This is a genomic window from Arthrobacter sp. ES3-54, assembly GCF_029504395.1.
In the GTDB taxonomy this organism is placed as follows: domain Bacteria; phylum Actinomycetota; class Actinomycetes; order Actinomycetales; family Micrococcaceae; genus Arthrobacter.
Genome location: NZ_JAQFIF010000004.1, coordinates 412,238 through 425,903, shown reverse-complemented (window position 1 = coordinate 425,903; position 13,666 = coordinate 412,238). Strand labels below are relative to the sequence as shown.

Here is a 13,666-nt window from a genome sequence, read left to right as displayed (position 1 = left end):
ATGTGGAAATACCCGAGTGATACGCGTAATTTCGCGGCACCGGGCAAGTATTCCCTACGGTGGTGCCCACCCGGACCCGGTGGTAACGTCTGCATCCAATCGAGAAAACTTTGCCGGCTGGGGGCAACCCTGATCGCCTGGATGTGACCATCAGGCGTCGAAAGCTGGTGTGCAATGAAGTGGTTGTTTGGGCCTGCGGTAGTCGTGGCTCTTGGCGGCACTATGTTGCCCCCGCCTGCTATGGCAGACACAACGCAAGCTACCTCAACCCAGATCGTCAACATATCCGTTGACGGCAGCTTCTGCCCGCAGCACGGTCTCTACGGCATAGCGCATGTGACGGTTGATGGCACCGCAGGAATGAGGGCCGACCAAAATTTCATCTGGACCACCCAGACGGCCGCCACGTCGATTCACTCGGTTCCACCCAGTGGCGCAGTCGGTAATTTCACGGTTGTATACCACTGCAACGTCCAGGTGTTCTGGTGGCTGGAGCCCGGCGCTGCCCACAGAGTAAAAGCAGCCCTTTGGGTCAACGGCTCGAGCCCGCAGCCCAGTTACACCATCAAGCCGAATCAGCCGGCCCCCGCGCCGACAACCGCACCGGCCCCCGAGCCCACTACCTCGCCAGCCCCCGAGCCGACAACCGCACCGGCCCCCGAGCCAACTACCTCGCCAGCCCCCGAGCCAACTACGGCGCCGGCCCCCGCGCCGACGGGCGTGCCAGCTAACCCGCCGGCTCCCGCGCCGTCGGCCGCGCCGACGATTGCGCCAGCCCCCGGGCCGACCACAGCGCCGGGCTCCGAGCCAACCACCGCTCCACCGCCCGCGCCGGCAACCGAGCCAACCACCGCTCCAACCACTGCGCCAACCCTCGCGCCAATAACCGAGCCAACCACCGCTTCACCGCCCGCGCCAACAACCGAGCCAGCCCTCGGGCCGACAACCGCGCCCGCGACCGCGCCGGCTACGCTGCAAACGACGCTTGGCCTCACAACCGCGCCTAGCTCGTAAGGCGCAGCTTCAGTCCGGAATTACTGCTGGTAGGTGATGTAGGCCTCGTACTGAACCCGCCATTTGTCAGCGGCCTTGGGATCCGGCACGGTGGTGGTGAGGAACTGGACGCTAGTCACTTGGCCCTTGAGGTATTTCAGCCATTTGGTCACCTCTTCGGCAACGTCGCGATCGAACTGGGCTACGTGGTGCACCTGCATTGCCATGGCGTCCTCCGGGTTCGCTGGGGTTCGGTGGAGTGACTTTACCCCCGGCGCCCGCTCCCTGCCAGCCTTTCGCCCATCACGGAGGACCCCGGCGCTAGTCGCCAGAGCGCGCGGTTGCCCGGCCGGCGTCCGGTTCCCCGCCGTCCAGCACGCCGGGCTCCGACGCCCCGCCCTTGGCAGTGGCGTCGGCGGCGTTGCCGGCGCCGGTGGAGCTCGAGCTTCCGGGGGTGCTGCCCTCCCCCACAATCACCGCCAGCACGCCGAGCCCCGCGTGGGCGGCCAGGACGGCAGGTAGTGCGCTGATCTGGGCCGGCGGACAAGAGGGCAATGCCACGGCAAGGCGCCGGGCAAGCTCCTCGGCCTCGGCCCGGTTTCCAAAGTGGTGTACCGCCAGCCTCGCCTGTCCGGCAGGACGCGTGGAGGCATCGGCTGCAACGATTTCTTCCAGCCGTGCGATGGCCTTCGCCGCGGACCGAACCTTTTCCAGCGGGATGATCCGGCCATCTTCGACCGCCAGGATGGGTTTGATGGAGAACATGGTTCCCCAGAGCGAGGCCGCGGCCCCGATCCGGCCGCCCCGACGCAGCTGTTCCAGACTTGGAACATAGAAATACACTTTGGTGCGGTCCAGCCGGTCCTGCGCGAAGGCCAACACGCCGGCAGCATTCCGGCCATCGGCGGCCGCGACGACGGCGCCCTGCACGCCCATCCCCTGCGCCATCCCCACCGTCCGGGAGTCCAGGACCTCTACCGGGATGCCGACCCGTTGGGCCGCCAGGCGAGCGGCGTCGGCAGTGCCGGACAGCGCACCGGAGATGTGAATCGAGACCACGGACTGGAAGCCATGCTCGCTGGCCGCCCGGTAGGCGTGTTCAAACTGCCCCGGTGACGGACGCGAGGTCTTGACGGACTTGCCGCTGGCGAGGGCAACGGCGATCGTCTCGGCAATGTCGTCCTCACCCTCACCGTAGATTTCGGCGCCGACCATAACGGGCATCGGCACCACGGTCAGCCCGCCGTCGGCAGCGAAAGCCCGGATCCAGTCCGCGGGCAACGCGGCGGCAGAGTCCGTGACCACCGCAACCTGCACGACGGCGGCGGGAGCCACATCGTGGGCACCGCCCCGGGGGCCCGGGCGAAGGCGAACAAGCCGCTCGCGCAGCCATGGCCAGCCTGGCGACTCGCGGTGTGGCACCCGGGACCTCCTGCTATCGGGACGCATGGACTTTTTCTCCGGCCTGGGCAGCCGTGCCCGTCACGTTCCCTGACACTGGCCGCCGGTATCGGCCGGCGGCCCAGTGCAGGGAAGTACGCCGGACTAGGCCGGGACGATGTTGACCAGTTTAGGCGCCCGCACGATCACCGTGCGGAGGGCGCGGCCGTCGAGGGCGCGCTGGACATTTTCCGAGGCCAGCGCCAGTTCGCGAAGATCCCCCTCAGAGATATCCGGGGAAACCTCCAGGCGGTCCCGCACCTTGCCCTGCACCTGGACGACAGCGGTGACAGTGTCCTCAACGAGCAAGGCGTCGTCGTACGTGGGCCAGCCGGCGTTGGCGACCGAGGCCGGATGCCCCAGGACGTTCCACAGGTCCTCGGCGGTATAGGGCGCAAACAGGCTCAGGATGACGGCAACGGCTTCCACGGCTTCGCGGACGGCAGGATCCGCGCCGCCGGCACCGCTGTCGATGGACTTGCGGGTTGCGTTGACCAGTTCCATCAGCTTTGCCACAACAACGTTGAACTTGTTGTTGTCCAGCAGGGCCTGCGCATCGGCGATCGTGCGGTGCGTGACGGTGCGCAGCGCACGGTCACCGGTGGCGAAGTCGACGCCGGGTGCGCTCGTCACATCCTGGCCGAGGCGCCAGGCGCGGGCCAGGAACTTCGCGGAACCGGACGGCGATACGTCCGCCCAATCGACGTCGTCCTCCGGCGGGGAGGCGAAGATCATGGTCAGGCGTACGGCGTCCACGCCGAACTTGTCCAGCTGTTCGCTGAGGTCGACGCCGTTGCCCAAGGACTTGCTCATGGCCTTGCCGCCGTTGAGCACCTGGCCCTGGTTCAGCAGCGCACTGAACGGTTCGTCCGCGTCGATCATGCCAAGGTCGTGGATGACCTTGGTGAAGAACCGCGCATAGAGCAGGTGCAGAATCGCGTGCTCCACGCCTCCCACGTACTGGCCAACCGGCATCCAGTCGTTGATCTTCTCCGGATCGAACGGGCCTTCGGTGTACTGCGGGGAGACAAAGCGCAGGAAGTACCAGGAGGAATCCACGAACGTGTCCATGGTGTCGGTGTCCCGCTTGGCCGGGCCGTGGCAGTTGGGGCACTCAATGTTGACCCAACTTTCGACCGCGGCCAGCGGGGACGTGCCCTTCGGGGACAGGTCTTCGCCGCGCAGGTCCGCCGGCAGGGTCACAGGCAACTGATCGTCCGGGACCGGGACCTCGCCGCAGGCCGGGCAGTGGATGATGGGGATCGGGGTGCCCCAGAACCGCTGCCGGCTGAGCAGCCAGTCGCGCAGGCGGAAGTTCACGAACTTCTCGCCTGTGCCCAGTTCACGCAGGATCTCGATGGCGGCCGGGATGGCCTCGGCCTTCGGCAGCCCGTCCAGGCCGCCGGAGTTGATCAGGGTACCCTCGCCGGAGGTGGCGATGCCCGTGGCCGCGGGGTCTTCCTCGCCGGTGTCCAGTACTGCCCGGACGGGCAGGTCAAAGGTCTTGGCGAAGTCGAGGTCGCGCTGGTCATGGGCCGGGACGGCCATGATGGCGCCCGTGCCATAGTCGGCCAGGACATAGTCCGCGGCCCACACAGGCAGCTTCTCGCCATTGAGCGGGTTGGTCGCGTAGCGCCCGGTGAAGACGCCGGTCTTCTCGCGCTCAGTGGACTGGCGCTCGATCTCGGACAGCGCCTTGACCTGTTCGCGGTAGGCGTCCAGGGCGGCGGCGTGCTCGTCCGTGACCAGTTCGACGGCGAGCGGCGCGTCGGCGGCGACGACGAAGAAGGTGGCGCCGTAGAGGGTGTCCGGACGTGTCGTGAAGACGGTGACATCCTTGGCGGCCTTGCCGCCGTCGGCCTCGATCACGAAGTTGACGTGGGCGCCCTCGGAGCGGCCGATCCAGTTTTTCTGCATCGCCAGGACGCGCTCGGGCCAGTGCCCGCGCAGTTCGTCCATGTCATCGAGCAGGCGGTCGGCGTAGTCGGTGATCTTGAAGTACCACTGGTTCAAGGACTTCTTGGTGACGGGCGTGCCGCACCGCTCGCAGGCGCCATTGACCACCTGTTCGTTGGCCAGCACGGTCTGGTCCTTGGGGCACCAGTTGACCGGCGAATTCTTGCGGTATGCCAGTCCACGCTCGTAGAAGCGCTTGAACAGCCACTGGGTCCAGCGGTAGTACTCCGGGTCGGAGGTGTGCAGCCGACGGGACCAGTCCGCTGAGATGGCGTAGCGCTTGAACGACGCCGCCTGGGTGTCGATGTTGGCGTACGTCCACTCACTGGGGTGCGCGTTGCGCTTGATCGCTGCGTTCTCTGCGGGCAGGCCGAAGGAGTCCCAGCCGATCGGGTGCAGCACGTCGTAGCCCTGCTGGCGCAGGTAGCGCGCCACAACGTCGCCCATCGCGAATGCCTCGGCGTGGCCCATATGAAGGTCACCGGAGGGATACGGGAACATGTCCAGCACGTAGCGGCGTTCCTTTGAGCCGTCATCGAGCGGCGTGAAGACCTTCAGGTCTTCCCAGACCTGGGGCCATTTGGATTCCATTGCCGCGAAGCTGTAGGCACCTTCTTCGGGCCCCTCCGCCGCGGCTGCTGGTGATCCGGTCTGTGTTTCCGGCTGAACGCTCACTGCTGGCCTCTTCTGTTCTATGCGGCTTGTCATCCCAAGCCTGCCTACCTTCAGGCCTGCCTGCCGCCAGGCCTGTTCACCATCAAGTCTGCACTGCCACGGCCGGTTGCCCGGCCCTGACTCCATACGTCCGTACGTGGTACTCCTGCTGTTACTTCGTGCTGTGCGCCCCGGAATTTACCCCGGACACACAAAAGCCCCTCGACATGGAGGGGCCGCCGCTCGGCAATCCGGGGACTCTTCGCAATCGAGGTCTCGTCGGGATGCCGGGCGGCTAGCTAAGCAGGAGCACGGCGCGCATAGGTCCACTTTAGCCCCTCGGGCTGGTTCGCGCTGAACCGACGGCTCCGGGGCTGCCCGGTAGTCGCAGTCGACTCGCGGTCCGGCGACCTGCGCGGGCCGCTAGGTCCACAATTGTTACAAATTCCATACCTGTGAAATTGCGGTACTTTCGGCCCATTGACAGACGTCCAAGGCGAGTAAATTAAACCGAATTTCAGGTGGTTCCTCGAGCTCAAACAGGTATTAAACGACCAATACTGGGGCAGCTGCCCGCGGGAGCCCGGGCAGTTCCACGAAGTTTGTCCCGAAAGGGCATTATGCGGCTTCAAGCTGGGAGAATCCCGTGAAAAACCGGGGACGGGGCTTAAAATTTGACCTTGCCAAACGATTCAGTTGGGGACACTATTCGATAAAGATCAGCAAATGGGATCTCTTGGGGGGATTCGCAAATGGTCTCGGGTTGAGGAGCCTGTCATGCTTCACTTGCGCAATTCTTCCGTGCACCTACCGAAAACCCCCGCTGGCCGCACTCGCGACGCCGGCTCCCTGGAACAGAGCTAGCCATGTTCGGCTGGATCACTCGTTTCAGTATGCAGTTCCGCATCCTGGTTCTCGCCGTGGCCGGCGGACTCATTGCCTTCGGGGTAGTGAACGTCCCCAACGTAGCCATTGACAGCATGCCCGAGTTTGCTCCCGCGCATGTCGAGATCCAGACCGAGGCCTTGGGCCTCTCAGCTGCCGAAGTCGAACAGCTCATCACCGCTCCGATGGAAGCCGACCTCCTGAACGGGGTGGCGTGGCTCGATGAAATCCGGTCCAAGTCGGTTCCGGGCCTGTCCTCCATCGAGCTCGTGTTCGAGCCGGGCACTGACCTTCTGCGCGCGCGCCAGCTCGTGGCCGAACGCATGACCCAGGCGCACGCGCTGCCGCAAGTCTCCGCGCCGCCCCTGATCATGCAACCGCTGTCGTCAACCAGCCGCGTCCTCATGGTCCGGATGAACTCCAAGGAGCTCTCCGGGATCGAAATGTCGGTCCTGGCCCGGTGGAAGATCAAGCCGCGGCTGATCGGCATTCCCGGTGTCGCCAACGTTTCCATTTGGGGACAGCGCGAGCAGCAGCTTCAGGTCGAAGTGACCCCCACCCAGATGCGCGACAAGGGCATCACGCTCGAACAGATCATCAAGACCGCAGGCAACGCAGTGTGGGTGTCGCCGCTGAGCTTCCTGGAGGCGTCGACCCCCGGGACGGGCGGGTTTGTGGAGTCACCCAGCCAGCGCCTGGGCATTCAGCACGTCCTGCCCATCCGAACGCCCGCGGACCTGGCGAAAGTCAGTGTCGAGGACGCCCAACCTCCCATGCTCCTGGGTGACATTGCCCAGGTGAAGGAGGACCACCAGCCGCTGATCGGCGATGCCGTCGTCGGCCAGGATGCAGGCCTCCTGCTGGTCGTGGAGAAGTTCCCCGGAACCAGCGCGCTGCAGGTCACCAAGGACATCGAAGCCGCCCTGAACGACATGCAGCCCGGGCTTTCCGGTATCCAGATGGATACGTCCGTCTTCCGGCCAGCCTCGTTCCTGCAGGATGCCGTGGACGGACTCGGCGTGGCGCTCCTCGTGAGCCTCCTGATTGCCGTGCTGCTCTTCTGGGTCCTCTTCCGTTCCTGGCGTGTCGCCGTGATCGCCCTCGTGGCCATCACCACCACAGTCATGGCGGCAGGAGTGGTGCTCTACCTGCTTGACTCCACGCTGAACATCTCGATCCTGGCCGGCATCATCCTGGGTGTTTCCGTGATTGTGGGAGACATCGTGGAAGATGTGCAGGCGCAGCGGCGCCGGCCGTTGAGGACCACGGAGACCGAGACCGATGCCACCATCAGGTTCCGCATGGTCCAGCTTGTCCGCAGCGTCCGCACACCGCTGTTCCACGGGTCCCTCATCATGGCCCTTGCGCTGGTTCCGACGCTGTTCGTTACGGGAGTTGGCGGTGCGTTCTTCCAGCCGCTCTTCTGGTCCCTGGCACTGGCGCTTGCCGCGTCGATGTTGGTGGGTTTGTCCGTGACACCGGTCCTGGCGTATCTCCTGCTTCCGGCTGAGAAGGCCCGGCGGGCGGACTCGGCAACTGTTGTCCGGGCCAGGTCCTATTACAACCGGGCCCTCGAGGGCGGACGCTCCCGCACCGCGCTCGGCATCGTCGCTGTCGCCGTCGTGGGGCTGCTGGGACTGGCCGCCGCCTCCCAGCTGGTCGGGAACCGGGCGGTCGTTCCGACGATTCCGGACCGCACGCTCCTGGTGCAGTGGGACTCGATGGCGGGCACGTCCAACGACGAGGTCCGCCGGGTGGCGTCGAAGGCGTCCGATGAACTGCGGACCTTGCCGGGCGTTTCGGGAGTGGGCGGGCATATCGGCCGCGCCATCTCCTCCGACCAGGTTGTTGGCAACAGCTCAGCGGAACTCTGGGTATCCATCACACCGGATGCCAACTTCAGCGAAACGGAGAAGGCGGTCCGTGAGGTCGTCCAGGGCTACCCGGGCATCGCCCACAACGTGATCAACTACTCCCAGCAAAAGATTGGTCAACAGCGCAGCAGCATGGATCCGGGATTCGCCGTCCGCGTTTACGGAACCGACATGCCGGTCCTGCGCGAGAAGGCCGAAGAGGTCCGCAAGGCCATCGAAAAGGTCGACGGCGTCAAGAACCCGACGATCAATGCCAGCGCCATGACGCCCATCGTCGAAGTCGAGGTCAACCTCGAAGCGGCGCAGAAGGTCGGAATCAAACCCGGCGACGCACGGCGCGCCGCTGCCGCCCTGATGCAAGGCATCGTCGTCGGCAACCTGTTCGAAGAGCAGAAGGTCTTTGAAGTGGTGGTGCGCGGCGCGGTGGGTGTCAGGGATGACCTGACCAGCATCCGTGAACTCCTGCTCGACACGCCAAACGGCGGCCAGGTCCAGCTGGGCCAGATCGCCGATGTTCGGCTCGTCCCCAATGAAGTCGTGATCCAGCACGATGACACCTCGCGCCGGATCGATGTCGTGGCCGAGGTCAGCGGGCGGCCGCTTGCTGATATCCAGCGCGATATCAACACGGCGATCGAGCAGATCCAGTTCCCGCTGGAATACCACGCCGAAATCCCCACGAAGTACAGTGAACAGCTCGCCGGCGACGCCCTGGTTCTGTGGATCGGCGCGGCCGCCCTCTTGGCAATCCTGCTCCTTCTCCAGACAGCCGTGCGGAGTTGGAAGCTCGCGCTAGCCGTCTTCCTTTCCCTGCCGGCCGCGCTGGCCGGGTCCGCCGTGGCCGCGTGGATCGCGGGAGGCGCCATCACCGTACTGGCGCTCACGGCGTTTGCCGCGGTGCTGGCCATCGCCGTCCGCAACGCGACGCTGCTCTCGGCCAGAACGGATGAGCTGTGGCGGGCTGCCCCGCACGAACCCCCTGACAAAGTCATCATGATGGCGGCCCGGGACCGGGTATCGCCCATCCTGAAGGCCGCCCTGATCACGATGGCGATCCTGATACCGCCGGGACTTTTCGGCGGCGCCGTCGGCGGGGCCCTTCTGGGTCCAATGGCCCTGATCATTGTCAGCGGACTCATCACAACAACTCTCATCGGGATCTTCGTACTCCCCCTGCTCGCACTCTGGTTCGGGCCAAAGGCCGCCCCGGAAGAGTGGGCCGAAGTCTACGAGGCCGAAGTTCCCGTCCAGTCCGTTACGCAGGAAAAGGTGGAAGCAAAATGACCAGCCAACAGCCCCTGCGGCGCCTGCCCCTGGCGGCCGCTGTATGCGCAGCACTCCTGTTCGCGTTGCCCGCATGTGCCCAGACGACGGCGGCCGCCCCCGCCGTCGTAGCGGCCAACGAACCCGCCAAGGTGGAAAAGAATGCCGCAACAGGCATCGCAAAGCTGACCTTGACCGAAAAGGGAGTCGAACGCCTCGACCTGAAGACCGAAACCGTCAAGGCCGGCAAGGGGAAGGACGTCGTCGTGCCCTACGCCGCGCTGCTCTATGACGCCAACGGAAAAACCTGGGTCTACACCAACCCGGCCCCGCGGGTTTACCAGCGGCAGGCCGTTACCGTGGCCAAGGTGGAGGACGGAGTGGTGACGGCCTCGGCAGGCCCCGCGGCCGGCACCACAATCGTGACCGTCGGCGCGGCCGAACTCTTCGGCGCTGAATTCGATACGGCGCACTGACATGCGCCGGATTGTCGCTGCAAGTCTGAGGTTCCGATCGATCGTCATTGCGATGGCGGCGGCCCTCATGATCGTGGGCGGCGCGCAACTCAGCAGAGCTTCGGTGGATGTTTTCCCGGAGTTTGCACCGCCCCGTGTCGAGGTCCAGACGGCGTGTCTGGGACTCACCGCCTCCGAAGTTGAGGAACTCGTAACGGTTCCGATGGAGCAGGCCTTCAACGGCATAGACGGCCTGGACCAGATGCGCTCCAAGTCTGTGTCGCAGCTGTCCGCCATCGTGATGGAGTTCAAGCCCGGAACCGATCTGCTCACCGCCAGGCAACTGGTGTCGGAGCGGATGGCAACGGTCATACCGACGCTGCCCACTTGGGCCGCGCCGCCAGTGATGCTCCAGCCGCTGTCCTCCACCAGCCGTGTCATGAAGATCGGGCTGTCTTCCGAGACCCGCTCCCTGATCGAGATGTCCATGATTTCCTACTGGAATATCCGGGCACATCTCCTGCGGGTGCCGGGCGTCGCGAACGTGGCGATCTGGGGCGAACGCCTGCAGATGCTGCAGGTCCAGGTTGATCCGGCCAAGCTGGCGGCCAACAAGGTCACGCTGGACGCCGTCATGAACTCCACGTCCGACGCCTTGGACGCTGGCCTGCTCAAGTACTCTCCCGGCGCCTTGATCGGCACCGGAGGCGCACTGGAAACACCCAACCAGAGCCTGACCATCAGGCACGTCCAACCCATCACGTCCCCGGCGGACCTTGCCCAGGTGCCGTTGGAGGACCGTCAGGGACTGCCTCCCCTGCGGCTCGCCGACGTAGCCAACGTCGTGGAGGACCACCAGCAACTGATCGGTGACGCGGTCATCAACGGCGGCCCTGGGCTGATGCTCATTGTCGAAAAGCTGCCCTGGGGCAACACGCTCGAGGTCACGCGCGGGGTTGAGGAAGCGCTCAAGGAACTCCAGCCCGGCCTGACCGGGATCGCGGTCGACACCACCTTGTTCCGGCCAGCCTCGTTCATCGAGGAGTCCCTCGGCAACCTGAGCCTCGCGCTGCTGCTGGGCTGCCTCCTGGTGGTCCTGGTGCTAAGTGTCTTCCTGTTCCAATGGCGGACGGCGCTGGTCAGCGTGACGGCAATCCCGTTGTCGCTGATGGCCGCGGCCCTGGTGCTCTATTGGACCGGGGGCACGATTAATACGATGGTGCTTGCGGGGCTGGTGATTGCCGTCGGGGTCGTGGTGGACGATGCCATCATCGACGTCGAGAACATCGTCAGACGACTCCGGCACCACCGGGCCAGCGGCGGGAACGAAAGTACCGCCCGTGTGGTCGTCAACGCCTCCCTGGAAGTTCGCGCCCCCATTGTCTACGCCACCCTGATTATCGTCGCCGCCACAGTGCCGATCTTCTTCCTGGACGGGCTGACCGGCGCCTTCTTCCGCCCCCTGGCCACGTCCTACACGCTGGCCGTGATGGCGTCCATGCTGGTGGCCCTCACGGTCACCCCGGCTATGGCGTACATCTTCCTGCGCAATGCCAAGCTCGAAGATCGGGATCCGCCGGTGGTGCGGGTCCTCAAGCGCTGGTACGGCGCGGCCCTGCGGCCCATCGTGAAGCGGCCGCTGCCCGGCTATCTCGCGGTGGCGGCGCTCGGCGTCGTCGGAATCATAGCGGCCCCGCTCCTGGGTCAATCGCTGTTGCCGTCGTTCAAGGAACGCGACTTCCTCATGCACTGGGTCACGCAACCCGGCACATCCAATGCCGAGGAAGTGCGCGTGAGCCAACTGGCCTGCAAGGAGCTGATGACCATTCCAGGCGTCAACAACTGCGGATCCCACATTGGTCAGGCTTTCGCCGCCGATGAGGTGGTGGGCGTCAACTTTGGCGAGAACTGGATCAGCGTTGACCCCTCGGTCGACTACGACAAGACCCTGGCCTCTATCCAGCAGGTAGTGGACGGGTACCCCGGCATCCACCGGGACGTCCAGACCTACCTCAAGGAACGTGTCCGCGAGGTGCTCACCGGCACGGGCTACTCGATCGTCGTCCGTGTATACGGCGATGACCTCACCACGCTGAAGAAGCAGGCGGACAAGGTCAAGACTGTCCTTGCCGGCATCGAGGGGGCAATCGGAGCCAAGGTCGCCCTGCAGGTCAATGTGCCGCAGGTGGACGTTGAGGTGAACCTGGACGCCGCCAACCGCTACGGCCTGAAGCCCGGTGACGTCCGCCGTGCCGCAGCCACCCTGGTCTCCGGCGAGGAGGTGGGCGACGTCTACCGCGACGGCAAAGCCTATGACGTCCAGGTCTGGAGTCCTCCCGCGATCCGGACCAGCGTCACGAGCATCGAGAACCTCCCGCTGGACACTCCCAGCGGACAGGTGATCCGGGTGGCCGATGTCGCCAAGATCACGGTAAAGCCCACTCCCAACGTCATTGAGCGTTCGGAAGGGTCCCGCCGACTCGATGTCAGCGCCAACGTCAAGGAAGGCGATCTCGCAAAAGTCGTCGAGAAACTCGAATCCGACCTCAAGACCGTGGAGTTCCCCACTGGTTACAACGCGGAGATCCTGGGCGAATACGCAGAGCGGCAGGCTGCCTCACAGCGGCTTCTCCTCTTCGCGGCCGGCGCCCTGGTTGTGGTGTTCCTCCTGCTCCAGGCGGCATTCAAGAGCTGGCGGCTTGCCACCCTTGGCATCCTGACGCTGCCTGTAGCACTGGTTGGCGGGGTGATCGCCGCGCACATGAGCGGCGGAATCCTGTCCCTCGGGTCGCTGGTCGGGTTCCTGACAGTGATGGGCATCGCCGCCCGCAACGGCATCCTGCTCATCAACCACTGCCAGCACCTGGAGCAGTTCGAGGGCATGCCGTTCGGCCGGGACCTGGTCCTGCGGGGCGCGGCCGAACGCTTGTCGCCAATCCTCATGACCACGCTCGCCACTGCACTCGCGCTGGTGCCGCTGGTGGTGATGGGTAACCGGCCCGGCCATGAGATCGAGCACCCCATGGCCGTGGTGATCCTGGGCGGGCTGGTGACTTCGACACTGGTCAACCTCTTCATCGTTCCGTCGCTCTACCTTCGGTTCGCCAAGAAGGGCCCGGCACGTGATCGTGGGTCCCGCGACCCGGAACCCGTACCAGCCGCCTAACCCAACCACGCATGAGAGGGCAGTCAGATGACTCCACGATCTAAGAGATTAACCGCTTACGGCTCTGCGCTCTTGCTGGTGGTGGCATCCCTGACTGTGGCGACCGCGGCGACGGCGGCGGCGGCCGCTTCGGCGGCCGCCAGTTCGAAGGAACTGTGCGGCCCCGGCTCGGCGTTGTCGTTCCACCGTTCCGCGTTCCCGTCAAAGCCTGAGATTGACAACAAGTGGCTCACGCTCAAGCCCGGAATGCACCGCACCACCACCGGCAAGGTAGTCTCACCGGACGGGACGACAGCCCGTACGGTGGTCAGCATCGTCACGGGCTTGACCAAGGTCATTGACGGGGTCAAGACGATCGCGATTTGGGACCGGGACTACTCCGACGGTGAACTCGTGGAGTCCGAGCTCGCCTTCTTCGCCCAGACGAGGAAGGGGACGGTGTGGCTCTTCGGCGAGTATCCGGAGGAGTACGAGAACGGCAAGCTTGTCGGCGCCCCCAGCACGTTCATCAGCGGCATCGACAAGGCCCGTGCCGGCATTGCGATGCAGGCCCGGCCACACCGGAACACACCTGCCTACGTCCAGGCCTACGCCCCCACCGTGGACTTCCTGGACTGCGGTGACGTCAAGTACAAGCACTTGTGCGTCTGTGTCCCCACGGGGTGCTACGACGACGTCATGGTGATCGATGAGTTCAACCCGCTGGAGCCCCCGAGCGCTGGCCACCAGCGCAAGTATTACGCTCCCGGGACCGGGCTTATCAAAGTGACTGCGGTGGGCGGCGAAGACCAGGAGTTCATGGACCTGGTCAAGATCAAGAAGCTCAACAGAACGGAACTGGCCAGCGTCAATAAGCAAGCGCTGGCGCTTGACCGCCGCGGCTACACGGTCAGCAAGGACGTCTACGCCAAGACGCCGCGCGCTGTCGTGAGCACCCGGTAAGTGCGTCCCGTGTCCTGAGGGACAAACCGGAGGCGGGA

At 65.1% G+C, this 13,666-nt stretch carries 8 protein-coding genes; 4 read left to right on the top strand and 4 right to left on the bottom strand.

Annotated features, from left to right (window positions below; all coding sequences use genetic code 11):
- Nucleotides 1–1,034: 1,034 nt before the first annotated feature.
- The 3 genes from M2428_RS10500 to leuS all read right to left on the bottom strand — a co-directional run bounded on the left by M2428_RS10500 (nucleotide 1,035) and on the right by leuS (nucleotide 5,064).
- A complete protein-coding gene (locus tag M2428_RS10500) occupies nucleotides 1,035–1,220 on the bottom strand; it encodes a hypothetical protein (RefSeq protein WP_090581036.1) in 186 nt (61 codons plus the stop codon).
- A gap of 94 nt (nucleotides 1,221–1,314) precedes the next feature.
- Complete coding sequence (locus M2428_RS10495; RefSeq protein ID WP_277525891.1) at nucleotides 1,315–2,415, bottom strand: DegV family protein; 1,101 nt, start codon at nucleotides 2,413–2,415, stop codon at nucleotides 1,315–1,317.
- Between the two features lie 123 nt (nucleotides 2,416–2,538).
- The gene (gene leuS, locus M2428_RS10490) at nucleotides 2,539–5,064 is read right to left on the bottom strand and encodes a leucine--tRNA ligase (protein ID WP_277525890.1); all 2,526 of its coding nucleotides are present in this window, start codon (nucleotides 5,062–5,064) and stop codon (nucleotides 2,539–2,541) included.
- Between the two features lie 872 nt (nucleotides 5,065–5,936).
- Between leuS and M2428_RS10485 the strand changes: the two genes are divergently transcribed.
- Genes M2428_RS10485 through M2428_RS10475 form a run of 3 tightly spaced genes read left to right on the top strand, consistent with a single transcriptional unit; the run spans nucleotide 5,937 to nucleotide 12,686 of the window.
- Entirely contained in the window at nucleotides 5,937–9,086 is a 3,150-nt protein-coding gene (locus tag M2428_RS10485; RefSeq protein WP_277525889.1) for an efflux RND transporter permease subunit, read from the top strand.
- Nucleotides 9,083–9,541: a hypothetical protein gene (locus M2428_RS10480; protein WP_277525888.1), complete on the top strand. Its 459-nt coding sequence runs from the start codon at nucleotides 9,083–9,085 to the stop codon at nucleotides 9,539–9,541. Before M2428_RS10485 ends, M2428_RS10480 begins: the two co-directional genes overlap by 4 nt.
- A gap of 1 nt (nucleotide 9,542) precedes the next feature.
- On the top strand, nucleotides 9,543–12,686 hold the full coding sequence (locus M2428_RS10475) for an efflux RND transporter permease subunit (RefSeq protein ID WP_277525887.1): 3,144 nt from the start codon (nucleotides 9,543–9,545) through the stop codon (nucleotides 12,684–12,686).
- A gap of 56 nt (nucleotides 12,687–12,742) precedes the next feature.
- Here the strand turns inward: M2428_RS10475 and M2428_RS10470 are convergent, their stop codons facing one another.
- Complete coding sequence (locus M2428_RS10470) at nucleotides 12,743–12,910, bottom strand: hypothetical protein (protein WP_277525886.1); 168 nt, start codon at nucleotides 12,908–12,910, stop codon at nucleotides 12,743–12,745.
- Nucleotides 12,911–12,932: 22 nt separating this feature from the next.
- Between M2428_RS10470 and M2428_RS10465 the strand changes: the two genes are divergently transcribed.
- Entirely contained in the window at nucleotides 12,933–13,628 is a 696-nt protein-coding gene (locus tag M2428_RS10465; protein ID WP_277525885.1) for a hypothetical protein, read from the top strand.
- The last annotated feature ends 38 nt before the right edge of the window (nucleotides 13,629–13,666 follow it).